Source organism: Kouleothrix sp. (genome assembly GCF_046328425.1).
Taxonomy (GTDB): domain Bacteria; phylum Chloroflexota; class Chloroflexia; order Chloroflexales; family Roseiflexaceae; genus Kouleothrix.
On record NZ_JAXLWP010000020.1, the window covers coordinates 22,365 to 45,061 of the forward strand.

The following is a 22,697-nucleotide window of genomic DNA, read 5'->3' on the forward strand; positions in this document are numbered from 1 at the left end:
CAAGCCGCCCTGCGAGCGTGTGTTGGTGTGTAGGAATAGGCCATGGTACCGAACCAGCGAGCCCGCGCGACGAGAAGTATTCTCGCCCCATCGTGGATAGCCGGCATTGTGTTACTGGCAACGGCCGCGCTCGCGGCCTGCGGCGCAAACGATAGCGCCGCGCCTGCCAAAGCTACACCATCGCCAGCGATCTCAACCGGAGCCACGCCGGCACCCAGCGCCGCCACAAGCGCCGGGGCGGCGGGCACGCCCCACGCCGACATAACCCTCTCACGTGACCAAGCCGACCCGGTCACCGTCAAGGTTGGGCAGATCATCAATATCCCCGATGACCCCAGCTTCTCATGGGATGTCAACTACCGGCCCGAAGTGCTGCTCGCGCTCACGCCGCCCGAGCAGATCAGCAAGCCCGGCCCAGCCGGCTGGTTTTTCCGCGCGATCGGTGCGGGCAACACCGAGATCACCCTGGAAAGCGTCCCGCCGCCGTGCCCAAGCGGCAAATCCTGCCCGCCAAATACTATTCGGTTGGTTTTTCCAATCACGGTCGTACAGTAACATCGTCGGTCTACGTCTTTTGCGTACGTTCAAGGAGTTCCCATGCCAACATTGCTTTCACGCACCAAGCTCCAGGTTGTCTTGATCCTGCTGATCATCGTAGGGCTACAAGGCGTGATCTTTGCCGCGCTGCCAGACGTCGATCTGGCGCCAAAACAGGAGCGCAACGAGGAGGGAGAAGAGGCTGACATCAGCCAGTACTTCCAGTACCGCGCCGATCAGATGAAGGACAAGACCGGTAAAATCCCCGATGGCGCGCTGATCAAGGCGCTGAATCAGCGCAGGGACATGGCCCGGCAGGCGAGCGTGAACGGGCCAATCAGCTCGGCGGCCGGCATCAGCAACACAAGCTGGACGCAGGCCGGCCCTGGCAATGTCGGCGGGCGCATCCGCGCGATCCTGCCGCTCAGCGCCAGCACAGTGTTTATCGGCGGCGTCTCAGGCGGCATCTGGAAGACAACCAACTGCTGCTCGGCCAGCACGACCTGGACGCCGATCGACGACTGGATGGCCAACCTGGCGGTCAGCTCGCTGATCGTCGACCCGACCAACTCCAACGTAATGTACGCCGGCACCGGCGAAGGCTTCGGCAATGCCGATGCGATACGCGGCGCGGGCGTGTTCAAGAGCACCAACGGCGGCACTACCTGGTCGCAGCTCTCCAGTACCAATAACAGCAACTGGTACTATGTAAACCGCCTGGCGATCTCGCCAAATGGCGCGACCTTGCTGGCCGCAACGCGCAACGGCCTGTGGCAGAGCACCGACGGCGGCAGCACCTGGTCGCAGCGCTCCACCAGCAACTGGCTCTATGTCGCCTTCGACCCGAGCAACAGCAGCAACGCCGTGGCGAGCGGAACCGGCTTTGCTTCGTATTCAACCAACGGCGGCACCAGCTGGACCTCCGCCACCGGCCTGCCTGGCTCCGGCCGTGTCGAGCTAGCCTACGCGCCGAGCAATACTTCGACCCTGTATGCCGGCGTGGATCAGAACTCGGGCGACATATACAAGAGCACCGACGGCGGCCATACCTACGCGCGCGTGAACACCGGCACGGTCTACCTGAGCGGCCAGGGCTGGTATGCCAACGCGCTCTGGGTGAACCCATCCGACGCGAACAATGTGGTTATCGCCGGCCTCGATATCTACAAATCCACCGATGGCGGCAGCACCTTCACCAAGATCAGCCAATGGGGCTACTCGTGGGGCCTGAAATCGCCACCTTCGCCACACGCCGACCACCATGCGCTGGTGTCGATCCCCGGCTCGAGCAGCGCGCTGCTCAACGGCAACGACGGCGGTATCTACTACACCGCCGATATCTCCACAGCCGGGACGAATGTCGACTACAACACTGGCTGGTTGTACCTAAACAACAACCTGGGTATTACCCAGTTCTATGGCGTGGCCGGGAACAACAACAATCAGCTGTACGGCGGCGCGCAAGATAACGGCGTGCTCAAGTACAGCGGCGCGCTGAACAACTGGAGCTTCTCGCACGGCGGCGACGGCGGCAAATCTGCGGCCGACCCGACCAACCCGAACTACCTATACAACGAGTATATCTACGGCAAAGTCAACCGCTCCACCAACGCTGGCGCTACAGTCGACGATATCTTTGGCACCTACTACAACGGCAGCGCCTGGGTCTGCCGCGCCGCGCCGTACCGCATCGACGATGCCTGCAACGGCGTGGGCAACTTCATCGCGCCTATCCTGCTTGATCCGAGCAACCCCAACCGGCTGTATGTCGGCGACCTATCGCTGTGGGTCACCAACGACGCGCGTACGCCGTATGTCTATACCAGCCCTACGGCCGGCCCGCAGTGGGCGGCGCTCAAGCCCTCGATCGGCAACGCCATCAATGCGATTGGCGTCGCGCCCAGCGACTCGAATGTGATCTGGGTCGGCTACAAGAACAGCCGCATCGACATGAGCACCGACGGCGGCAGCTCGTGGAGCCGGGTAGACACCAACATCCCTTCGGGCAGCAACCCTGGCACGCAGGTCGGCAGCATCGCGATCGACAAAAACAATAGCAACATCGTCTACGTCGGCTTTACCGGCTTCGGGTCGAACCGACTCTGGCGCACCACCAACGGCGGCACAACCTGGAGCAACATCACCAACAACCTGCCGCCGGTGCCGATCTACGCAATCGCGATCAACCCGGCCAACTCGGCCTGGCTGTATGTCGGCACCGAGATCGGCATCTTCGCCAGCGAGGATAGCGGCGCTACCTGGAACGTGCCGAGCGGCACCGGCAAGAACGGCGATGGCCCGGCGAATGTCGCGACCTTCGACTTGCAGTGGGTGGGCGGCGGCAACAGCACCGGCTCGACCGTTCTGATCGCCGGCACGCACGGGCGCGGCGCGTGGACCGCCGATGTCACGCCGCCCGGCAACACGAACACCTATGCCGACCCCGCGCTGGTATGCGGCGGCAACACCCCCTGCTACGCGACGATCGCCGAAGCGCTGGCGAATGTCGCGACGGGCGGAACTACCACCGTCTACGCGGGCACCTACGCCGAGAGCGTCTCGGCTACCAAGAACGTGACGATCAACATCGTCGGCAATATCACCGTCAACGACTTCTCGACCCACAACGGCACAACCGTCAATGCCGGCAGCTCGACGATCACCGTCAATAATTTCAATGTCTACGGCGGCACCTGGAACGCGAACACTTCGACGCTGATCGTCAACGGCGACTGGACCGGCGGCGGGACATTCAACCCCGGCACCGGCACGGTCGTGTTCGCCAAGAACGGCGTGGTCACGCTGAACGTGCCGAGCCAAACCGAGGCGACGCTCTCGTTCTGCAACCTCACAATCAACGCCAACACTACCGTAGACGTGACCGACGACTTCCTCAGCGCGGCCACTGGCGGGGCCTGCACCCAGTTCGTGCAGAATGGCAAGCTGCGCCGCGAGGCTCCGCAGCAAACCGTGATCAACTTCGTCACCTATACCTTCAAAGACGGGCGCAATCGCGACGCGGTGGTTCTGCAGAAGCAGAGCGGAAACAGCCTTTGGGAGACGAACATCACGATCACGTCGAATACGCAGCCGCCCACCACCTGCGGCAGCAACGCCTTCCCCGGCCAGCCGGTGCTGCGGCAGTACGATCTTTCGTCAACCGGCGGCACGCCACCGTATGGGCCCTACCGGATGCGGCTGTACTTCTCGGCTAGCAACCCGGATGAGTCGAATGGAAATACGGTGACGGCGCCCTATAACCTGGCGATCTACCACTGCAATGGTACGAGCTGGGAGAAATTCACTGGAACGGCAGGCAGCGACGCGAATGGCGTCTACATCGAGTCGACCACCGTGTCGTGGAGCGCCGGCACACTGTTCCTTATCGGCCCGAATACGCCGGCGTCGCCAACTGCGACCGCAACGGCCACCGCCACCGCAACGGCGACCTCGACCGCGACCAGCACGGCGGTGTCGACCGACACACCGACGGCGACCTCGACCAGCACGTCGGTGCCGACCGACACGCCGACCGCGACCTCGACCGCGACACACACGCCGGTGTCGACCGACACGCCGACCGCGACCTCGACCGCGACACACACGCCGGTGTCGACCGACACGCCGACCGCGACCTCGACCGCGACACACACGCCGGTGTCGACCGACACGCCGACCGCGACCTCGACCGCGACCAGCACGGCGGTGTCGACCAACACGCCGACCGCGACCTCGACCGCGACCAGCACGGCGGTGTCGACCAACACGCCGACCGCGACCTCGACCGCGACCAACACGGCGGTGTCGACCAACACGCCGACCGCGACATCGACCGCGACCAACACGGCGGTGTCGACCAACACGCCGACCGCGACATCGACCGCGACCAACACGGCGGTGTCGACCAACACGCCGACCGCGACATCGACCGCGACCAACACGGCGGTGTCGACCAACACGCCGACCGCGACATCGACCGCGACCAGCACGGCGGTGTCGACCAACACGCCGACCGCGACCTCGACCGCAACCAGCACGGCGGTGTCGACCAACACGCCGACCGCGACCTCGACCACTACAACTACGCCGAACCCGATGACGTGCAAGCTTGAAGGAAAGTGCTTCGTCTTCGAGTACCTGGGCTACTCAACCGACATCAACGGCAAGACGACGATCACCTTCCGCGTCACCAACAAGTGCAGCCAGTCGCTGAGCTACGTTGCGATCGGAACTGACGGCTTCACGCGCGTCGCGCCGGCCGACAGCGGCACCTACGTTGGCAGCCTGGGCAGCTACAAGGCGGTCTGGACGAGCTCGAGCGGCAACCCCGGCTTCACCAGCATCCGCTTTGAGCCGAAGTTCAGCACGTTCAAGAGCGGCGCCTCCGACGTGTTCAGCGTGGTGGTGAGCAACTTCAACGCTAGCAAGACGATCAAGGTAGCCGCGCGGCCGAGCGGCCAGTCGCAAGAAAAGTACAGCTTCCTGCTGAGCCAGACGACCTGCGCGCCAACGCCGACGCGCACGGCCACGCCCACGCGCACGGCGACGCGCACGGCCACACCCACGCGCACGCGCACGCCTACGCGCACTGCCACGCCCACGCGCACGCCTAAAACAGCCAACGCGCCGCTCGACACTGCTGCGAGCAGCTCGGCGACGACCGAGAGCGGGTGGGACACCGTCCTCTACCCGCTACGCTGGCTTGAGTCAGTAGTCGGGTTATAGCCAGGTTGGTTCTGCTGGCCTCGCTCTCGCACGGCGAGAGCGAGGCCAGCATTTGGGGCAAAGCACACGCCATGAGGCATAAGCGCACGGCGCCGGGGCAGCTTGCTGCCCCGGCGCCGTGCGTTTCGCGAGCGTACCGATTAGAACAATTCCGTTTGATCGCTTTCTTGCTGCGATCCCAGCCCGACGAAGCCGGCAGGGCATCGCAGCAAGAACTTTCGGGGGACGACAAAGCCGCCCCGAACCCCCACATACTGCGCCTGATCAGCCGGATGTGCGATTAGCTCTCGAGACGGCGCGTGGTGGAGGGTTGCGGCTCGGGCGGCGGCTGCGGCGCGGAAGGGCGGTTGCCCGGCGAGCCATTAATGCCGGCGTACGCGGCCATATCGGTAAACACCTTGATCGTATCGACCGGCAGCGGGAAGATAATCGTGCTGTTTTTCTCGACGGCGATCTCGGTGAGGGTTTGCAGGTAGCGCAGCTGCAGCGTCACCGGCTCGCGCGCGATCACGTCGGCGGCCTCGGCCAGCTTTTGCGAGGCCTCGAACTCGCCGGCGGCGTGGATGATCTTGGCGCGCTTCTCGCGCTCGGCCTCGGCCTGCTTGGCCATAGCGCGCTGCATGCTCTGGGGCAGCTCCACATCCTTTACCTCGACGATCGTCACCTTCACGCCCCACGGCTCGGTCTGCTCGTCGATGATCTTCTGGAGCCGGCTGTTCAGCTCTTCGCGATGCGCCAGCAGCGTATCGAGATCGACCTGGCCAACCGCGCTGCGCAGGGTCGTCTGGGCGATCTGCATGGTGGCGCGAATGTAGTCCATCACCTTCACCACCGCCAGGCTCGGGTTCACGACCATGAAGTACAGCACCGCGTTGACCTTGATCGTGACATTGTCGAGCGTGATGACCTCTTGCGCCGGCACATCCATGGTGATCACGCGCGTGTCGACGCGCACCATACGCTCGAAGATCGGCACCAGGAAGAACAGCCCCGGCCCACGCGGGCCAACCAGGCGGCCCAGCCGGAACACCACGCCGCGCTCGTACTCGGGCACAATCTTGATCGCCGACAGCACCAGCATCAGCACGAAAAACAGAATCACTGCCAGGCACAGCAGCAGGATACCACCATTCATCAGTGTTTCCTTTCACCTATAGAGCGCTCATCCACATTGAACTTACGCAGTTGGCGTGCTCAACCTTCGTCCTTTTGGACGTGTCGATTTTCCGCGCTGCGCGCGGAAAATCGACACACGATGATCGAAAAGTACCGTGCTGCCGCAGGCTACAATCTCGCCGCTTGAGGAAGCCGAAGAGCGCAACTGCGTAACTCCTACGCTCTATTAAATGCACGCCACTCAGGCAGATTCCGCACTGCGCGGCGGCCTTATGCTATCGAGCCGGCGAACGATCAGTCGCAGCTCGTGTATCGACACCACCCGCACCCAATCGCCCGGCTCGGCGGCGCCATCTTCGAGCACTGCGCGCCAGAGCGCGCCCTCGATAAACACCATGCCGTCGGGATCGAGGCGCTGGCGCACCTCGGCCAGCTTGCCAATCATCGTCTCCTGGCCGGTGGCGGCGGGCCGATTCCGGCTGCGCAGCGCTAGCCAGGCGCCAAACGCGGCAAGGCTCGCCAGCGCCAGCCCCACCAGCACCACCACCCACAGCGCAATGAACACTCCGGGGGCCTGCGCCGTGTCTACCAGGTTCAGCGCGCTCACCACCATCAGCGTAATCCCCGCTACCGCCAGCGCGCCGTGGGTATGCGCGGCGAACTCGGCTACCAGCAGCCCAAGCGCCAGCACCATCAGCGCCAGCGCCCACCAGTGCAGCGGCAGCACCAGCAGCCCGAGCGCGGCGGCCAGCAGCAGCACAGCGCCGATGCCGGCAAACACGCTGGTGCCGGGCGCGGCGAACTCCAGGCAGATCGCCAGCGCGCCCAGCACCAGCAGCACAAACGCCACCGTCGGGTCGGCCAGCGCCAGCCGCAGCGCCTCCCAGGCGCTGGGCGCAACCTCGCTCACCGGGCGGCCAAGCGTGGCGAGCGTGGCGCTGCGGCCATCGCTCAGCGACACGCGGCGGCCCTCGAGTAGCGTGAGCAGCTCGGCGCGGTCGGCGGCCACCAGATCGACGGCCGGCGGCCGCAGCGCGCTGGCCTGCTGATTGTTCAGCACCAGACCCTGGCGCACCGCCTGATCGACCCAGGCGGTATTACGGCCATGCGCGGCATTCCAGGCGCGCAGCTGATCGGCAACGCTGTCGAGCACCAAGTCGCGCGTCTGCTGCGTCAGCGCTGTGTCAACCTGCGTCAGCGGCGTGGGGCTGCCAAAGCGCGTATCGGGCGCGAGCGCAGCAATATGCGCGGCGCTCAGAAACAGCGCCCCGGCCGCGCCGGCGTCGGTACCGCCAGGTGCAACATATACCACCACCGGCACGCGCGCGCTGGCGATCTCGCCGGCGAACACGCGCGCTTCGCCCAGCACCGCGCCGGTGCTGCCAAGCTCGATCAGCAGCGCGCTGGCATTCGAGGCCTCGGCCAGGCGCAGCGCGCGCCGCAGGTAGCCAACCGTCACCGAGGTGACGGTGCCGCGCACCGTGGCGACGTACAGCGGGCCTGGCGCCTGTGCCTGCGCCGGCCCAGGCAGGGCCAGCCAGCCGGGCAGCAGGCATAGGAGCACCACAAGAATGGCAGAGACACGGCGCATTGCGACCGCATACATTCTAGGCTTCATGGCACAAGCGCAGCGCAAGCAGCGCCGCAGCGGCCATGATACCGCGTTTCGATCGCCGGCGCCAGCTACTCTTCGGGCGTGGCGGTGGCGCTGCCGCGCTCGACGAAGCGCTTAACCCGGCGCTCGAAGGTTGCGCGCGGCAGCAGCACCTTGCGCCCGCACTTCAGGCAGCGGATGCCGATCTCGGCGCCGAGCCGCACGACGCGCCAGGTGTCGCCGCCGCACGGGTGTGGCTTGCGCATCTGCGCCACATCGCCAATATAGATCTCGATCGGTGGTTTTGGCATGCTTCAATCGAGTAGGGGCGCGATATACCTCGCCCGTAGGTGGCAAATTGGCCGCGCCGAGCGCGCGGATCCGCCGGCCGCTATTCGGCGAGGCGCTTGGCCTGCTGCCACACGGCCTCTTTCTCGCCGTCGTCGAGGGCCGGCAGCTCGCGGCCTTGCTGCTCCAGGATCTGCTGTACGCGCGCGAAGCGGCGGCGGAACTTGGCGCCAGCGGCGCGCAGCGCGCTCTCGGCGTCGGCCTTAAGCTGGTAGCTCAGCTTGGCGGTAGCCAGCAGCAGGTCGCCCAGCTCTTCCTCGACCCGCGCGGCGCGCGCCGCAGCGTCGGGGTACGGCTCGGCAAATGCGGCCGCGCGCACCTCGTCGATCTCCTCGTGCAGCTTATCCCAGATCCACTGCATATCGTCCGAGTCGAAGCCAGCCTTTGCGGCTTTGCGGATCGTCTCTTGCGCGGCCATGAGCGCGGGCAAGCTGGCGGGGATGCCGTCGAAAAAGCCGCGCGGCGCTTTTCCGCCAGCGGCGCGCTCGGCCTGCTTGATCGCCTCCCAGTTGGCCAGCACCTCGCCGCTCCCCGAAACACTCACATCGCCAAAGACGTGCGGGTGGCGGCGGATCAGCTTCGAGGCGACATGCTCGTACACATCGCCGCTGTCGAACTCGCCGGCCTGGCGGGCCATCTCGGCGTGCATCAGCACGTTCAGCAGCACGTCGCCCAGCTCCTCGGCCAGCCCATCGGCATCGCCGGCGTCGAGCGCCTCGAGCACCTCGTGGGTTTCTTCCAGCAGCTCGGGCCGCAGCGACTGGTGGGTCTGCTCGCGATCCCACGGGCAGCCGCCCGGCCCGAGCAGCCGCGCCACCACGAAGGCCAGCCCGTCGGGGCCGCGCCGGTCGGCCAGCGGCGCCAGCGGCGGCAGGTAGGCGCAGGTCAGGTGGTCGAGCGCGTCCTGGTGGTCGATCTGGTGCAGCGGCACCGTCCACACCTGCTCGTCGCCAGCCACGCCCGCCGCGCGCACCAGCGTCGCCGGGTGATCGGCAGGGTAGCGCTCGAGCAGCGAGAGCTTGGCATCGGAGGCGACGCGGCGGTTGTACAGCTGGCAGATCAGCGCCGGGCGGGAGGGCAGCAGCGGGAAAGGCAGCAGCGGCGGCGTATACGGCCCAACGCCCTGGATCTCGGACCAGGCCGCCCCCGAGCTGCGAGCCGGCACAGGCATATCGCTCGCGGCGGAGTTGGCCAGCGCTGTGCCTGCGCTCTCGATCGCATCGAGCTGCTGGGGCACCAGATCCAGCGCATCGATCAGCTGCAGCCCGCGCTCGAGCGGGTCGAGCGCGAGCGCGGCGCACACCGGCTCGACAAAGCTCAGGCCAGCGACCACGCGCGTGGCGATGCCGCGCTCGCGCGCGCGCGCCAGCAGCCGGCGTGTAGTCGCCTCGGCCACCAGCGGGTGCCCCGGCACGGCATATACCACTTCCTCGCCGGCTGCGGCGCGATCGAGCAGCTCGGCCACAATGCGCTCGTACACCTCGCCGAACGCCCCGGCGGACTGGTAGAGCGCGTCGAAGGCACGCAGCTCGAGCTGCGCCGGCAGCGCCGCGACAGTCGGGTGGATCGCGGTGCGCAGGTACAGCACGCGGGTCTGCGCCAGCAGCTCCCAGGCCTGGCGGGTGATCAGGCCAGCGTCGCCCGGCCCAAGGCCGACGATCGTAATGGTCGCCAAGGTAAACCTCATTCGTATGGCATCTCTGCCCGCACATTGTACACGAAAATGAGTTTTGATACGTTCTTCGCTTGATCACCTATAGATTTATGACTTACTCTGTTGGCAGGCTCAGCCTTCGGCAGAGCGGTACCTACTTCTTTATATGTGTCCATTTTCCGCGCTACGCGCGGAAAATGGACACGATGATCAGCAGCCGCAGGCACCATGCACGGCTTCGGGAACCCGAACAAGGCAACCACGTAAGTTCTAATGTGTTGCACTGCGCCGCTTCGCCATGCAGTGCAGCACAAAAAGAAATTCGGGGGCAGCGGTGCCGCCCCCGAACCTTGACCATAAAGCAAGCTATCAGCTTTCAGGCCGCTTCTAACCGCTAGGGCGCCGCCGTCGGCGCGGGCTGCTGCGGCTGCGGCGCCCTAGCGGGCGTAGCGGTGGGGAATGTCGGCAGCACCAGCCGGCCAGCCTTCGTAGCCTTGTCGCGCTCGTCAAGCAGCAGCTTATCAAAGGCCGCGCTGCGCTCCTGCTGCAGCTGCTGGCTCAGCTGCTGGTCGACCGTCTGCTTGATCTGGTCGGGCGACAGCGCCGGCACTTCGCGCACCGGCTCGAGCAGCTTGATGATATGGTAGCCGAACTGGCTCTTCACCGGCGTGGTGGTATACTCGCCGGGCTTGAGCTGCTCGAGCACGGCCTTCTCGTACTCGGGCACAAACGTGCCCTGGCGCGTCCAGTCGTACTCGCCGCCCTTCTCCTTCGAGCCAGGGTCGTCCGAAAGCTCCTTGGCCAGCGCAGCAAAGTCCTCGCCGTTCTTCAGCCGGTCGAGCGCCTTGTTGGCCTTGTCCAGCGCCGCCGCATACTCGGCGTCGGTCGGCGCCGTGCCGCTCTGCGCATTGCCGGCCTGGAACAGAATATGTGCCGAGTGATACTCCTTGACCTTTTGGGCGGCCTGCTGCTGCACCTGCTGCTCGACGGCCGCGCGCACCGTGTCGGTGGTCACCAGCGTCTCGGCCAGCTTCTGGCGCGCCACAAAAAACGACGCGAACTGGCGGAACTCGCTCGAGTCGCCGCCTGGCAGGCCCAGCGCGCCCTGCACCACATCGTCGAACGAGCCGCCGCTGCTCTGCGCCACCTGGGCGCGGAACTGGCTGATGAGATCATCGACCTCCTTGTCGGAGACGGCGACGCCCTTCTGTTTGGCCAGCCCGAGCACAAGATTCTGATTAATAAAGCCATTGGTGCCGTCGACCAGCTCTTTCTCAACATCAAGCCGCGAGGGGGTGGCGCCGCCGGCCTGCGGCTGCTTCTCGAAGGCCTTGAGAATGCGATCGACGCGCTGGTCGAGCTCCTGGCGCGAAAGCGTGACGTTATCGACGCGCGCCACCGTCTGGCCGGCGGGCGCGCCACAGGCGACGAGCGCCAGCGCGGCCAGCACACCTACCATCCATCGTTTGAGATGCACGTTTGCTCCTTGTGAGGGGCCAGGAGTCGGAATAAGGCACGGCCCAACTCGGGGATACCTGCGCGCGGCACTGCGGGCGCGAGAGCTTGCTCGCGCCGCCACGTCGTGGGCCTGAACCGGGCTTATTCGGGCTTCTGACGCCTAATCGCTAACCCTTAATCATCATTCAGCGACAAAATTGCCATAAATGCTTCCTGCGGAATCTCGACGCTGCCGACCATCTTCATCCGCCGCTTACCTTCTTTTTGCTTCTCAAGCAGCTTGCGCTTGCGGGTGATATCGCCGCCATAGCACTTGCTGAGCACGTCTTTCCGCATGGCCTTGATCGTCTCGCGGGCGATGATCTTGTTGCCGACGGCGGCCTGGATCGGCACCTCAAACATCTGGCGCGGGATCAGCCGCCGCAGCTTCTCGACCAGCGTGCGGCCGTTGTTGTAGGCGAAGTCGCGGTGCACGATCAGCGAGAGCGCGTCGACGGGAATGGCGTTGACCAGAATATCGAGCTTGACCAGGTCGGCCTCCTGGTAGCCGGCCAGCGTGTAGTCGAGCGAGGCGTAGCCCTGCGTGCGCGATTTGAGCTGGTCGTAGAAATCGATCACGATCTCGGCCAGCGGGATGCGGTACTTCAGCAGCACACGCTGCGGGTCGAGGTACTCCATGGTCTCGAACGCGCCGCGCTTGTTCGTCACCAGATCCATGATCGTGCCGATGTAGCGTGTCGGCGCGATCACGCTGATCTGCATTACCGGCTCCTCGATGCTGGCAAGCTGGCTGACGTCGGGCATCTCGGAGGGGTTATCGACGATCATGATCTCGCCGTCGGTGCGCAGTACCTGGTACTCGACGCTGGGCGCGGTGATCAGCAGATCAAGGTTGTACTCGCGCTCAAGCCGCTCGCGCACGATCTCCATGTGCAGCAGGCCGAGGAAGCCGCAGCGGAAGCCGAAGCCAAGCGCGGCCGAGGTTTCGGGCGCGAACGAGAGCGCCGCGTCGTTGAGCTTGAGCTTCTCGAGCGCCTCGCGCAGGTCGATGTAGGCATTCGACTCAACCGGGTAAAGCCCGGCGAACACCATCGGCTTGGCCGATCGATAGCCGGCCAGCGGCTCGGCCGCCGGCTCGGCCGCCAGCGTCACCGTGTCGCCCACCTGGCAGTCGCCGACTTCCTTGAGGCCCGTGGCGATATAGCCGACCTCGCCGGGGCCAAGCTCGGGCAGCGGCATCATGGTTGGCCGGAACGCGCCGAGCTCGAGCGTATCGGCCTGAACCTGCGTGCCCATCAGCAGGATGCGCGCGCCGCTGGCGAGCACGCCGTCGATCACGCGCACATACGCGATCACGCCCTTGTAAGGGTCGTAGTGCGAGTCGAAGATCAGTGCGCGCAGCGGCTGGGCGCGGTTGCCCGCGGGCGGCGGCACGCGCTCGACGATCGCCTCGAGGATCTCGGGGACGCCGGTGCCGGCCTTGGCCGAGGCGTGCAGCACCTCGCTCTTGGGCAGGCCCAGCACGTCTTCGATCTCCTGGGCCACGTGGTCGGGCTCGGCGCCGGGCAAGTCGATCTTGTTCAGCACCGGAATGATCGTCAGGTCGTTCTCGAGCGCCAGGTACACGTTCGCGAGCGTCTGGGCCTCGATGCCCTGCGACGCGTCGACGACCAGGATAGCGCCCTCGCAGGCGGCCAGCGCGCGCGAAACCTCGTAGGTAAAATCGACGTGGCCGGGGCAATCGATCAGGTTCAGCTCGTACGTCTGGCCGTCGTTCGCCTTGTAATCCATGCGCACGGCCTTGGCCTTGATCGTAATGCCCTTCTCGCGCTCGAGGTCCATGCCGTCGAGCAGCTGGTCGCGGCGCTCGCGCGAGCTGATCGTGCCGGTCATCTCGAGCAGCCGATCGGAGAGGGTCGTCTTGCCGTGGTCGATATGGGCGATAATCGAGAAATTGCGGATCAGGTTCTGGTCTGGCATACAGGTGTATATAAGGCGGCGCGGCGGCGCAGCTATAAGGAGCACATGCCCGGTTAGATCGCTAGCAGTATAACAGTAAGCAGCAGAGTGCGCAAAGAAGGCCGATGATCAAACTCTTACCTGGGCTTAATATCGTCTTAGCATTGAGCCGATACGATAGCGGCAATCAATGCCATGCCGGCGCGGCGGAAGCGTTTGCGGCGCGGCGGCGGCCGTGGTAGGATGATATATCGCCCAGGCACAAATACAGCTTACATCTGCCGCACTCCGCCGCGTGCTGGTTGTATCATAAGGAGCTATCCATGCGCGAACGTTACCTTCGGCAACTGAAAGTGGTTCACGACGACCTGCTGCGCATGGGCAGCCGCGTCGAGCATGCGCTTGCCAATGCCATGCGCGCGCTCGACAAGTGGGACACCAGCATGGCCCAGATGGTGATCCTCGGCGACAAAGAGATCGACCAGGCGCGCGATTCGATCGAGGAGGCGATCCTCGAGCTGCTGGCGACGCAGCAGCCGGTGCTGGCCACCGACCTGCGCACGCTCAACGCGACGATCGCGATCGCCGGCGAGCTCGAGCGCGCCGGCGATTACGCCAAAGCGATTGCCAAGCGCGTCGGGCGCTGCCTCAAGGCGCCGGGCCTGATCGAAACTCCGCCGGCGCTGCATCGCATGGGCGGCCTGGCCCAGGGCATGCTCAACACCTGCCTCGACGCATTCATCCGCCTCGATGTCGGCCTGGCGCGCTCGCTCGCCGCCGAAGACGAGCGCGTCGACGAGCTCGAAGACCAAGTGGTGGCCGACTTGATGAATATTGCGCGCCAGGGCGCCGACAAGCTCGATTGCGCGATCTGCCTGATCGACATTGCGCACACGCTTGAGCGCCTGGCCGACCGCACCACCAACATTGCCGAGCGCGTGGTGTTCATCGCCACAAACGAGACCGAGCAGCTCAACGCCTAGCCAGCGCGGCGTGCGGCACACAAAACCCGCCCCGATCGGGGCGGGTTTTGTGTGCCGCGCGCCGCGCACTTTTACCAAATCTCAACTTTCGCTTGTCGTGCGGCGTACTTTTGGCTATAATACGGCCACGCAAATTGTACAACTGAATAGATGCGGTTCAACAGGCCGAGGAGTCTGCTATGGATCGGATTCGAGCGCATGTTGTGATCAACGGGCGTGTGCAGGGGGTCAACTTTCGTTCGTCGACGCAGCAACAGGCCCGTACCACCGGTGTGGAGGGGTGGGTGCGCAATCTCGAAGACGGGGCGGTTGAGGCAGTGTTCGAAGGCTCGCGCGCGGCAGTGAACCGGATGGTAAGCTGGTGCTACGGCGGCCCGCGCTACGCCCGCGTCGAGAAGGTCGACGTGCGATGGGAGGCGCCGACCGAGCAGGACCGTGGGTTTCTGATCGTTTGGTAGGCCGGGGGCCAAAAAAAACCAGGAACCACGCGCACGGGCGGCTCCGGCGCGTGGTTCCTGGTTTTGCTTGCGCGTGGCCCGCGCAGCGCGCGCCTAGCTCAGCGCGCGGTCGAGGTCGGCGATCAGGTCGTCGGCTTCTTCAATGCCGACCGAGAGGCGCACCAGCCCGGCCGGCACCTCGAGCTTCGAGCCGGCCACGCTGGCGTGGGTCATGGCCGCCGGCACCTCGATCAAGCTCTCGACGCCGCCCAAGCTTTCGGCCAGCGTGAAGAGCTTTGTGCGCGTCACCATCGCGTTTGCGGCCGCCTCGCCGCCGCGCAGCACCAGCGAGATCATGCCGCCGAACCCGCGCATCTGGCGCTTGGCCAGGTCGTGCTGCGGGTGCTCGGGCAGGCCCGGGTAGATCACCTGCTCGACGGCCGGGTGCCCGGCCAGGAAGCGCGCCACCGCCAGGCCATTCTCGCTATGCGCGCGCATGCGTAGCGCCAGCGTTTTCAGGCCGCGCAGCACCAGCCACGAGTCGAACGGCCCGGGCACGCCGCCCGCAGCGTTCTGAAGAAACTTCAGCCGCTCGTGCAGGCCGGCGTCGCGCATCACCAGCGCGCCGCCGACTACGTCGCTGTGGCCGCCGATATACTTGGTAGTGCTGTAGAGCACCAGGTCGGCGCCAAGCTCGAGCGGGCGCTGCAGGTACGGCGAGGCGAAGGTGTTATCGACAAGCGTCAGCGCGCCGCGCGCACGCGCCAGCTCGGCGATTCGGGCGATGTCGGCCAGCTTCAGCAGCGGGTTGGTGGGCGTCTCGAGCCAGACAAGCTTTGTCTCGGGGCGGATCGCCTCGGCCACCTCTTCGGGGTCGCGCGTGTCGACGAAGTCGAAGCTGAGGCCGTGGCGCGCGAAGACCTTGCTGAACAGGCGGTAGGTGCCGCCATAGCAGTCGTCGCCGCCGATCACGTGATCTCCGGCGGCCAGCATCAGTAGCACGGCCGTCTCGGCGGCCAGGCCCGACGCAAAGGCCAGCGCGTGCGCGCCGCCATCGAGCGCGGCCAGCGCGGTTTCAAGCGCGGTGCGGGTGGGGTTGCCCGAGCGGGCATAGTCGTAGCCCTTGTGTACGCCCACCGCCTCCTGGGCAAAGGTCGACGTCTGGTAGATCGGCACGATCACCGCGCCGGTAGCCTGGTCGGGCTCCTGACCAGCGTGGATGGCGCGTGTCGCGAAGCCGTATGATTCGGTCATTGGTCGTTCCTTTTTTGGGCATTATAGCACTGGCGCCACGCGCATAATACCAAATTCGGTTGATCACTTGGTTTATAGTGGGGGGTTCGGGGGTGGTTTCACTGCCCCCGAATTGCTTTATCCGGCTGATCGCTTGGATTATGGTGGAGGTTCGGGGGCGGCTTCGCCGCCCCCGATATTTCTTTTGCTTGTGCGGCGCCCGGCTTTGCCAGGCGCCGCACAAGAAAACACAAGTAATCAAACGGAGTTGGTATAATACAAGCGGCCGGGCGCCCGCGCAGTGCGAGCGGCCGGCCGCCGAGAAGCGCAGCGCCTCGCGCTAGTCGATGGCGTCTTTGTCGATGGCGAAGATGCAGGCGTTGCTGCCGGTGCCGCGGCACTCGATCTCGTCCATGTGGAACGAGTGCCCGCCCGTCACCCACGTCAGCGCCTCTTCCAAGATCCCCTGCGCCAGGTGGCAGCACGGCTTCTCGCTCGTCCGCCCCCAGCACACCGGGCACTTCTCGATGATATACAAAAACTGCCCCTTGCGCTCTTCCACCCGCGTCGGCTGATCCGAGAACCGGTCGAACGTCTGCGCCGTCGCATTCAGCGCAATCTTCATCTTCATCGTCATCGGCATCAGCTTGAGCGCCAGGTCGGCCATGCCCAACAGCGGCCCGAACTCCTTCAGCCCCAGGTTGAAGGCATACCGCCCGGCGCGCAGCTCCATCCCGCGCGCCCCGCGCGGCCCGTACATCGTCTCGGTCGACTTCGAGATCGTGGCCAGGTCGACGAAGGGGAACTCGCGCTTGAGGTTCGAGGCCGGGTAGTTATTGACCAGGTGGCGCGCGCCGGCGAGGTTGAGCAGCGCGTTGACCCCATTGCGGCCCATCACGTCTTCCAGGCTGATCAAATACAAGCGCCCGATCAAGTTCGGGTAGAAGCGCGGCTCGAGGTCGTTTGCGGTGCCACGGTCCTCTGGCATGAGATGGCTCCTTACAGGTACACGGTCTGGTGCTATTCGTCGCTTGCGCGACGGGAATCAGACCTGCGCCGATTGGTGCGGCACTTACTACAGAGTCTAAACTGTCTGCCCTGATTATACCTGATCAAAACGTGATCGATGTTGCGTCAGAGCTGAATGTTTCACTGATCTTTAACGAGCAGTGCGGCACGGCGGGGAGATGCGCGCCAGCGGCGTGCGCACCGCCGCGACACCAGGCATCGCACTGGCACGATGCTCGGCTGGCACGGCATAGCGGCCAGGTGCTCGCGAGCCGGTGCAGCCCGGTGTGCCGCCGATGCTACTCAGAGTAGTATAAACGATCTAGGGCGATTTGTGGTCGGCAATCACGGGCGGCTCGTATCTGGGCACTGGCCGCGCGCGCGGCGCGGCGTGTGGCCGGGCGGTACGCTTGCGGCGCGTGAGGATGCGCTGGCGCGCCGGGGCGAACAGCGCGGGCGCGGCCAGCAGCGCGGCGGCGATACCGGCGAGCGGATGAAAGGCCGGCGGCCTGAGCAGCGGGTAGGGGTTGTACTGCATGCCCGCCGCGCCGGCAAGCCAGAGGCCAAGCCAGCTTGCCGCACACACTGCGGCAGCGGCCACGGCCAGCGAATCGTGGCGGCGCCAGCGCTCGCGGCGGTAGGTCGTGCGCGGGATCAGCCGGCCGAGCGCGCGCAGCGCCAGCAAGAGCGCCAGCCCGCCTGCGCCGATCAGCGCCAGAGCCGGAGCAGCCGCAGGCGCGCCATAGTACAGCCAGCCAAACAGCCCGGCGCCGAGCAGCAGCAGCCCGCCGAGCACCAGCAGCTGCTGGCGGCCAAGCCGCAGATCGGCCACGCGGGTGCGGCCATAGCCGCGCGCGTCGAGCGCCTCGGCCAGCTCGATCGACGTCTCGAGGCTGCTGGCCAGCAGCGGCGCCACCAGCGGCAGGTAGCTGCGCGCCCCGCGAAAGCGGTGGCCGCGAATACGCTGCGACTCGACGATCGTTTGCGAGGAGCGCAGGATCTGCGGCACAAAGGCGACGGCGATCGTCGCAACCAGCCCGGCGTGAAAGAACGAGCGCGGCGCCAGGCGCAGCAGCCGGTAGTGATTGATCAGCGCATTGAACGTGCCGAAGATCGTCAGCAAGGCCCACAGGCGCAAGCCGCGCAGCGCGCCCCACGCCAGGTCTTCGGCGCTGATCGGCCCGCCCAGGGTAACGCCGCCAAGCAGCGCGGGGAGCGTCAGCTTTGGCAGGCGCAGCAGCACCGTCGCGCCGCGCGTGCCGCCGACCGTCACCACGGCAAAGACAACATAGCCGATCCACAGCACCAGGCCGGCCAGAAAGAACAGCCGGTAAGCGCGCGCCAGCGGTGTATTGGTGCGGCACGCCAGAAACACCAGCGTCGCCGACAGCAGCACCAGCAATAAGTACAGCGGGTTGGTTGTCAGGCCGGCCACCAGCAGCGCCGCCAGCAGCCAGGCCAGCCAGGTGCGTGTGTTCATACCGATCGTTTGTTCACTTTCTTTTTGGTACGGCCTGGCGGGCAAAGCCGGGCAAGGCGTACCAAAAAGGATAGGAGTTAGGCACTTGCGTGATTCAGCTTCCTCAAGGCAGGAGATTGAGCCTGCGGCAGCATAGACGTGTTGATCTTCTGTGTCCATTTTCCGCGCTGCGCGCGGAAAATGGCAACGATACGGAGAAGAGAACCGCAGCCGCGCTCAGCGCGCCAGCTTATCGTCGACTCCGGCCTGCTCGAAGGTGGCCATATCGCGCATCAGCCGCGCCGCCGCGCCGATCATCGGCAGGGCCAGCGCCGCGCCGCTGCCCTCGCCCAGGCGCATGTCGAGCGCCAGCAGCGGCTGCAGGCCCAGAAACTCGAGCGCGACGCGGTGGCCCGGCTCGGCCGAGCGATGCGCCGCGATCAAGCTATGCCGCAGCTCGGGCGCGAGCGCGTGCGCCACCAGCGCGGCGCTGGTGGTGATATAGCCGTCGAGCACGACCGGGATGCGCCGCACTGCTGCGGCGATCGCGGCGCCCGCCAGCACGCCGATCTCGAAGCCGCCCAGCTCGGCCAGCACGCCCAGCGGGTCGGAGGGGCGCGGGCGGGCGCGGCGCAGCGCCCCGGCAACGACGGTACGCTTATGCAGCAGCCGGGCGTCGTCGAGGCCGGTGCCGCGCCCGGTAGTCAGCTCGGGCGCGACGCCAGTGAACGCGCTGGTGAGGCAGGCTGCCGCAGTGCTGTTGCCGATGCCCATCTCGCCCAGCGCCAGCAGATCGAGCCCGGCGGCGGCCTCAGCAGCGACCACGCGCGCGCCGGCCATAAGCGCCGACGCGGCTTCGGCGCGGGTCATGGCTGGCTCGCGCAGCAGATTGCGCGTGCCACGGCCAAGCGTCACCCGGCGCAGCTGCGGGTGGTCGGGCAGCTCGGCCGCCACACCCGCGTCGATCACCAGCACGCGCGCGGCGGCGCTGGCGGCCAGCGCATTGATCGCCGCGCCGCCGCGCAGGAAGTTCAGCACCATCTGAGCGGTGGACGACTGCGGGTAGGCGCTGACGCGCTCGGCCGCCACGCCATGGTCGGCGGCGGCCACCAGTACGGCCAGCTGGTTCAGCTCGGGCCGCACCTGGCCGGTAATCGCCGCCAGGCGCACAATCAGCGGCTCGAGCGCGCCAAGGCTGCCGGGCGGCTTGGTGAGCCGATCCAGGCGCGCGCGCGCCGCCGCGCTGGCCGCGGCATTCGGGCCGGGCACGCGCGCGCATAGCTCGCGCAGCGCAATTTCATCGGTGGTGTTCATAGACGTGGTACCTCGTTGACCATCCGAATAATCGGGCCGCCGCCGTATACATCGACAGATGTGACGCTGCCGAGGTCGACACGCCAGCGCCAGTGCAGCGCCGGCGACAGGCCGCTGAGCATGCACAGCACCAGCTGGATCGGCGTGGCGTGGCTCACCACCAGCACCCGGCCGCCGGGGAACTGTTGCAGCAGCGCGCGCCAGCCTTCGGCCACGCGCTGCGCGACTTCGGCCAGGCTCTCGCCGCCCTGCGCCCGGCCGTGCAGCGGGTCGGCGAAGCGCGCGGCCGCCTCGGCCGGGAAGCGCTCGCGCACCTCGGCGTATGTGAGCCCTTCCCAGCGTCCGTGGTTCGTCTCGGCCCAGCGCGCGTCGTCGACGAAAGCGGCCTGGCGATCGGCCAGGATGGCTTCGGCGGTGGCCTGGGCGCGCAGGCACGGGCTCACCACCGCCACGCGCAGTGGGATGCGCCGCAGCCGCTGCGCCAGCGCGGCGGCCTGGCGCTCGCCAAACGGTGTCAGCGGGCTATTGCTGGCGCCCTGGTAGCGCCGAGCTTTGTTCAGCTCGGTCTGGCCGTGGCGCACAAACCAGATGCTTGTTCGCATGGCGGCTACCTCTGGCGGCGCAGCGCCACGACAATCCCGGCGATCAGCAGCAGCGCGATGGCGCCAAACGCCAGGTAGTTGATGCCTGCGCCCAGCGCGCCGGCGCCACCAACGGGCGCGGGTGTCGCGGCCCTCGCAGATACGAACGTTGCCGGCGGCGCGGGGGATACGGCCGGCGCGCTGGTGGCCGCCTGCGCCACCAGCGCGGTTGGCGCCTGCGTCGGCTGGGCGGTGGCGGGCGGGGATGCGCTGGCCGTGGCGATCGGCGCTTCGGTTGGCGTGGCGGGCGCAGCCGTAGGCGGCGCGAGCGTGCGCGTGGCGCGCGGGCGCGCGGTTGCCGCCGGCGCCTGGGTGGCAACCACCGCGCCGGTGGGCAGCTGCGGCTGGCCGTCGGGTGCGCACACCTGCTCGAATGCCAGCGCCGGTGGCCGGGCGCCGTTCTGCAGGTTGCCGCTGCCCCAGGCCCAGCCCTCGACCGCGCCAGGGCTGACGCGGGTAGACGCCGCGCCCAGCTGCGAGTAGCTCCACACGCCGCCGTTCAGGCGCTGGTAGGCCCAGTACACACACTCGCTGCCCTTGCACTTGCAGAAGCAGTCCTCGGTGGGGAACTCGCAGCCCTCGCCGTCGAGCTTGCACACCGCCGAGCCGCCGCCAGCCGTCTGCGCGAGATAGCCGACCCCGGCGCGGTCAAGCAGCTCGAGGCCGCTGATCTCGGGCTCGGCGAAGCTGACGCACGCGGCGACGACACGCCCGTCGCCATGCTGAATCACCAGTGCGGCGCGGTTCGGCGCCGGCTGGGCGCGGCCTGCCTGCGCCGGCAGCAGCACCAGCAGGCTAAGCAGGCTTATGAGGATGAACAGGCTGCGCATTGTGATCCACCGTATTTCGTGCCGGGCGGGTATGCGGGCATGCCGGGCGGCATGGTAGGCGGGAATATTATCCCGCCCCTCATTTCCACCCACCGGGTATGCCGGGCGGCATGGTAGGCGGGAATATTATCCCGCCCCTCATTTCCACCCACCGGGTATGCCGCGCGGGTATGCCGGGCGGGAATATTATCCCGCCCCTCGTTTCCACCATTGGGCGGCGGCTTGCGCGCTTACGGCAGCACCGAGCGATTACGCCCCATCCTGGTAGCCGCACCAAGCACAAGCAGTGCTAGCGCGGCCGCCAGCAGCGGCCAGGCCGGCGCGCCGCCGCCGGTGCGCGGCAGGCTGGCCGGGGCGGGCTGCGCCACTGGCAGCGCCAGCGTGGCCAGCGGGAACGGCTTGAGCAGCAGCGCCGGAATGGCCTGCGCAGTCGCGAGGTCGTTGTCGTCGGGCTGGGCGGCCTGGTAGCGGAATGCGCCGCTGGGGTTTTGCAGCGCCAGCAGCGCGTCGATCGGATCGCTCGCGCCAGGCTTGAGCGAGCGCGGGTCGACGCCGGCCGCGACAAGCGCCTGGATCACATTCGCCGTGGAGTTGGCGTCGGTGTCGGCGCCGAACGACGAGCTTTTCGAGTAGGGGAAGCCGCCGTCGGCGTTCTGCTGCGACTCGAGGTAGGCCAGCGCGCGGCCGAGCACTGCCGAGCGCGCCCTGGCGGCGGCCAGCGCCTGCACCACCAGCGCGGTGGTGTTGGTGTCGCTGCCCGAAGCCGCGCCGCCATCAAAGCTCCAGCCGCCGTCGGGCAGCTGGGCCTTGCCAAGCGCAGCGAGCGCCTGGGGCGGGATGGGCTGGCCGGTGGCGGCCAGCGCCAGCAGCGCGTAGGCGTGGCCGGTGATATCGGCGCCGTAGCGGCCAGTTTTCGCGTCGTAGGTGCGCGCCAGCGCGCCGAGCAGATCGTGCTCGCCGAACGAGCGCGGATCCTTGCCGGCGGCCACCACCGCCAGTGTCAGCTTGCCGGCGGCGGCGGCGGATTTCGCGGCGTAGGCGGCGGCGTTGTTGCCTAGGTATGTCACCGGCGTGGCGCCATTGCTGAACACGCCATTCGGGTCGGTTCCGGCAGCGGCCAGCGCAAAGATCGCATCGGCGCTCGCGCCGGCATCGAAGCCGGGGAAGCTGCCGTCGCTCTGCTGGCGCGAGCGTAGCCAGCCGAGCGCAGCTTGGGCGGCCAGGCCCGGATCGGTGGCGGCGCGCGCGGGCGCGACGGTGGCAGCCTGCGCCAGCACGATGGCGAGCGCGGCGAGCGCGGCGAGCGCGGCGAGCATGCGTTTCATGAGCTTCTCTTTCTGTACAAGCGTTCGGCGGCGAACAGCGGGGCGGCCACGCGCTTCGGGAAACAACAAACCCCCT

General features: G+C 66.8%; 17 protein-coding genes. 4 read left to right on the forward strand and 13 right to left on the reverse strand.

The annotated features are described in order from the left end of the window. The first annotated feature begins 108 nt into the window (after window positions 1–108). Both U0177_RS18430 and U0177_RS18435 read left to right on the forward strand, forming a co-directional pair. The gene (locus tag U0177_RS18430) at window positions 109–555 is read left to right on the forward strand and encodes a protease inhibitor I42 family protein (RefSeq protein ID WP_409572124.1); all 447 of its coding nucleotides are present in this window, start codon (window positions 109–111) and stop codon (window positions 553–555) included. Window positions 556–597: 42 nt separating this feature from the next. Then, on the forward strand, window positions 598–5,262 hold the full coding sequence (locus U0177_RS18435) for a hypothetical protein (RefSeq protein ID WP_409572125.1): 4,665 nt from the start codon (window positions 598–600) through the stop codon (window positions 5,260–5,262). A gap of 280 nt (window positions 5,263–5,542) precedes the next feature. Here the strand turns inward: U0177_RS18435 and U0177_RS18440 are convergent, their stop codons facing one another. From U0177_RS18440 to lepA, 6 genes are all read right to left on the reverse strand, one after another. Then, a complete protein-coding gene (locus U0177_RS18440; RefSeq protein WP_409572126.1) occupies window positions 5,543–6,397 on the reverse strand; it encodes a slipin family protein in 855 nt (284 codons plus the stop codon). Window positions 6,398–6,619: 222 nt separating this feature from the next. Next, window positions 6,620–7,969, reverse strand: coding sequence for an NfeD family protein (locus U0177_RS18445; RefSeq protein WP_409572127.1), 1,350 nt, complete (start codon window positions 7,967–7,969; stop codon window positions 6,620–6,622). 92 nt (window positions 7,970–8,061) lie between these two features. Further along, on the reverse strand, window positions 8,062–8,283 hold the full coding sequence (locus tag U0177_RS18450) for a DUF951 domain-containing protein (RefSeq protein ID WP_409572128.1): 222 nt from the start codon (window positions 8,281–8,283) through the stop codon (window positions 8,062–8,064). 80 nt (window positions 8,284–8,363) lie between these two features. Continuing rightward, window positions 8,364–9,995, reverse strand: coding sequence for a nucleoside triphosphate pyrophosphohydrolase (gene mazG / locus U0177_RS18455; protein ID WP_409572129.1), 1,632 nt, complete (start codon window positions 9,993–9,995; stop codon window positions 8,364–8,366). A 373-nt stretch (window positions 9,996–10,368) separates the two neighbouring features. Further along, complete coding sequence (locus U0177_RS18460; protein WP_409572130.1) at window positions 10,369–11,451, reverse strand: peptidylprolyl isomerase; 1,083 nt, start codon at window positions 11,449–11,451, stop codon at window positions 10,369–10,371. 155 nt (window positions 11,452–11,606) lie between these two features. Beyond that, window positions 11,607–13,412, reverse strand: a complete 1,806-nt coding sequence (gene lepA / locus U0177_RS18465) for a translation elongation factor 4 (protein ID WP_409572131.1) — start codon at window positions 13,410–13,412, stop codon at window positions 11,607–11,609. A 302-nt stretch (window positions 13,413–13,714) separates the two neighbouring features. Between lepA and phoU the strand changes: the two genes are divergently transcribed. Both phoU and U0177_RS18475 read left to right on the forward strand, forming a co-directional pair. After that, complete coding sequence (phoU, locus tag U0177_RS18470) at window positions 13,715–14,374, forward strand: phosphate signaling complex protein PhoU (RefSeq protein ID WP_409572132.1); 660 nt, start codon at window positions 13,715–13,717, stop codon at window positions 14,372–14,374. A gap of 179 nt (window positions 14,375–14,553) precedes the next feature. Then, window positions 14,554–14,832 (forward strand): acylphosphatase, encoded by a 279-nt coding sequence (locus U0177_RS18475; protein ID WP_409572133.1) that lies wholly within the window; start codon window positions 14,554–14,556, stop codon window positions 14,830–14,832. Window positions 14,833–14,925: 93 nt separating this feature from the next. On the opposite strand, the gene U0177_RS18480 is transcribed toward U0177_RS18475, so the two are convergent. From U0177_RS18480 to U0177_RS18510, 7 genes are all read right to left on the reverse strand, one after another. Continuing rightward, the gene (locus U0177_RS18480) at window positions 14,926–16,065 is read right to left on the reverse strand and encodes a cystathionine gamma-synthase (protein ID WP_409572134.1); all 1,140 of its coding nucleotides are present in this window, start codon (window positions 16,063–16,065) and stop codon (window positions 14,926–14,928) included. 319 nt (window positions 16,066–16,384) lie between these two features. After that, a complete protein-coding gene (locus U0177_RS18485) occupies window positions 16,385–17,032 on the reverse strand; it encodes a V4R domain-containing protein (protein ID WP_409572135.1) in 648 nt (215 codons plus the stop codon). 342 nt (window positions 17,033–17,374) lie between these two features. After that, window positions 17,375–18,532 (reverse strand): energy-coupling factor transporter transmembrane component T, encoded by a 1,158-nt coding sequence (locus U0177_RS18490; RefSeq protein WP_409572136.1) that lies wholly within the window; start codon window positions 18,530–18,532, stop codon window positions 17,375–17,377. Between the two features lie 216 nt (window positions 18,533–18,748). Beyond that, a complete protein-coding gene (cobT, locus tag U0177_RS18495) occupies window positions 18,749–19,825 on the reverse strand; it encodes a nicotinate-nucleotide--dimethylbenzimidazole phosphoribosyltransferase (RefSeq protein WP_409572137.1) in 1,077 nt (358 codons plus the stop codon). Then, window positions 19,822–20,427, reverse strand: coding sequence for a histidine phosphatase family protein (locus U0177_RS18500; RefSeq protein ID WP_409572138.1), 606 nt, complete (start codon window positions 20,425–20,427; stop codon window positions 19,822–19,824). Before U0177_RS18500 ends, cobT begins: the two co-directional genes overlap by 4 nt. A gap of 5 nt (window positions 20,428–20,432) precedes the next feature. After that, window positions 20,433–21,296 carry a hypothetical protein gene (locus tag U0177_RS18505; protein ID WP_409572139.1) on the reverse strand — a complete coding sequence of 288 codons (864 nt, stop codon included), beginning with the start codon at window positions 21,294–21,296 and terminating at the stop codon, window positions 20,433–20,435. 230 nt (window positions 21,297–21,526) lie between these two features. Beyond that, window positions 21,527–22,621: a prenyltransferase/squalene oxidase repeat-containing protein gene (locus U0177_RS18510; RefSeq protein WP_409572140.1), complete on the reverse strand. Its 1,095-nt coding sequence runs from the start codon at window positions 22,619–22,621 to the stop codon at window positions 21,527–21,529. Between the last annotated feature and the right edge of the window lie 76 nt (window positions 22,622–22,697).

Coding starts and splice junctions, on each gene's coding strand:
- U0177_RS18435 (WP_409572125.1), top strand. CDS start 598: ATGCCAACATTGCTTTCACGCACCAAGCTCCAGGTTGTCTTGATCCTG.
- U0177_RS18440 (WP_409572126.1), bottom strand. CDS start 6,397: ATGAATGGTGGTATCCTGCTGCTGTGCCTGGCAGTGATTCTGTTTTTC.
- U0177_RS18445 (WP_409572127.1), bottom strand. CDS start 7,969: ATGCGCCGTGTCTCTGCCATTCTTGTGGTGCTCCTATGCCTGCTGCCC.
- U0177_RS18450 (WP_409572128.1), bottom strand. CDS start 8,283: ATGCCAAAACCACCGATCGAGATCTATATTGGCGATGTGGCGCAGATG.
- lepA (WP_409572131.1), bottom strand. CDS start 13,412: ATGCCAGACCAGAACCTGATCCGCAATTTCTCGATTATCGCCCATATC.
- phoU (WP_409572132.1), top strand. CDS start 13,715: ATGCGCGAACGTTACCTTCGGCAACTGAAAGTGGTTCACGACGACCTG.
- U0177_RS18475 (WP_409572133.1), top strand. CDS start 14,554: ATGGATCGGATTCGAGCGCATGTTGTGATCAACGGGCGTGTGCAGGGG.
- U0177_RS18480 (WP_409572134.1), bottom strand. CDS start 16,065: ATGACCGAATCATACGGCTTCGCGACACGCGCCATCCACGCTGGTCAG.
- U0177_RS18485 (WP_409572135.1), bottom strand. CDS start 17,032: ATGCCAGAGGACCGTGGCACCGCAAACGACCTCGAGCCGCGCTTCTAC.
- U0177_RS18490 (WP_409572136.1), bottom strand. CDS start 18,532: ATGAACACACGCACCTGGCTGGCCTGGCTGCTGGCGGCGCTGCTGGTG.
- cobT (WP_409572137.1), bottom strand. CDS start 19,825: ATGAACACCACCGATGAAATTGCGCTGCGCGAGCTATGCGCGCGCGTG.
- U0177_RS18500 (WP_409572138.1), bottom strand. CDS start 20,427: ATGCGAACAAGCATCTGGTTTGTGCGCCACGGCCAGACCGAGCTGAAC.
- U0177_RS18505 (WP_409572139.1), bottom strand. CDS start 21,296: ATGCGCAGCCTGTTCATCCTCATAAGCCTGCTTAGCCTGCTGGTGCTG.
- U0177_RS18510 (WP_409572140.1), bottom strand. CDS start 22,621: ATGAAACGCATGCTCGCCGCGCTCGCCGCGCTCGCCGCGCTCGCCATC.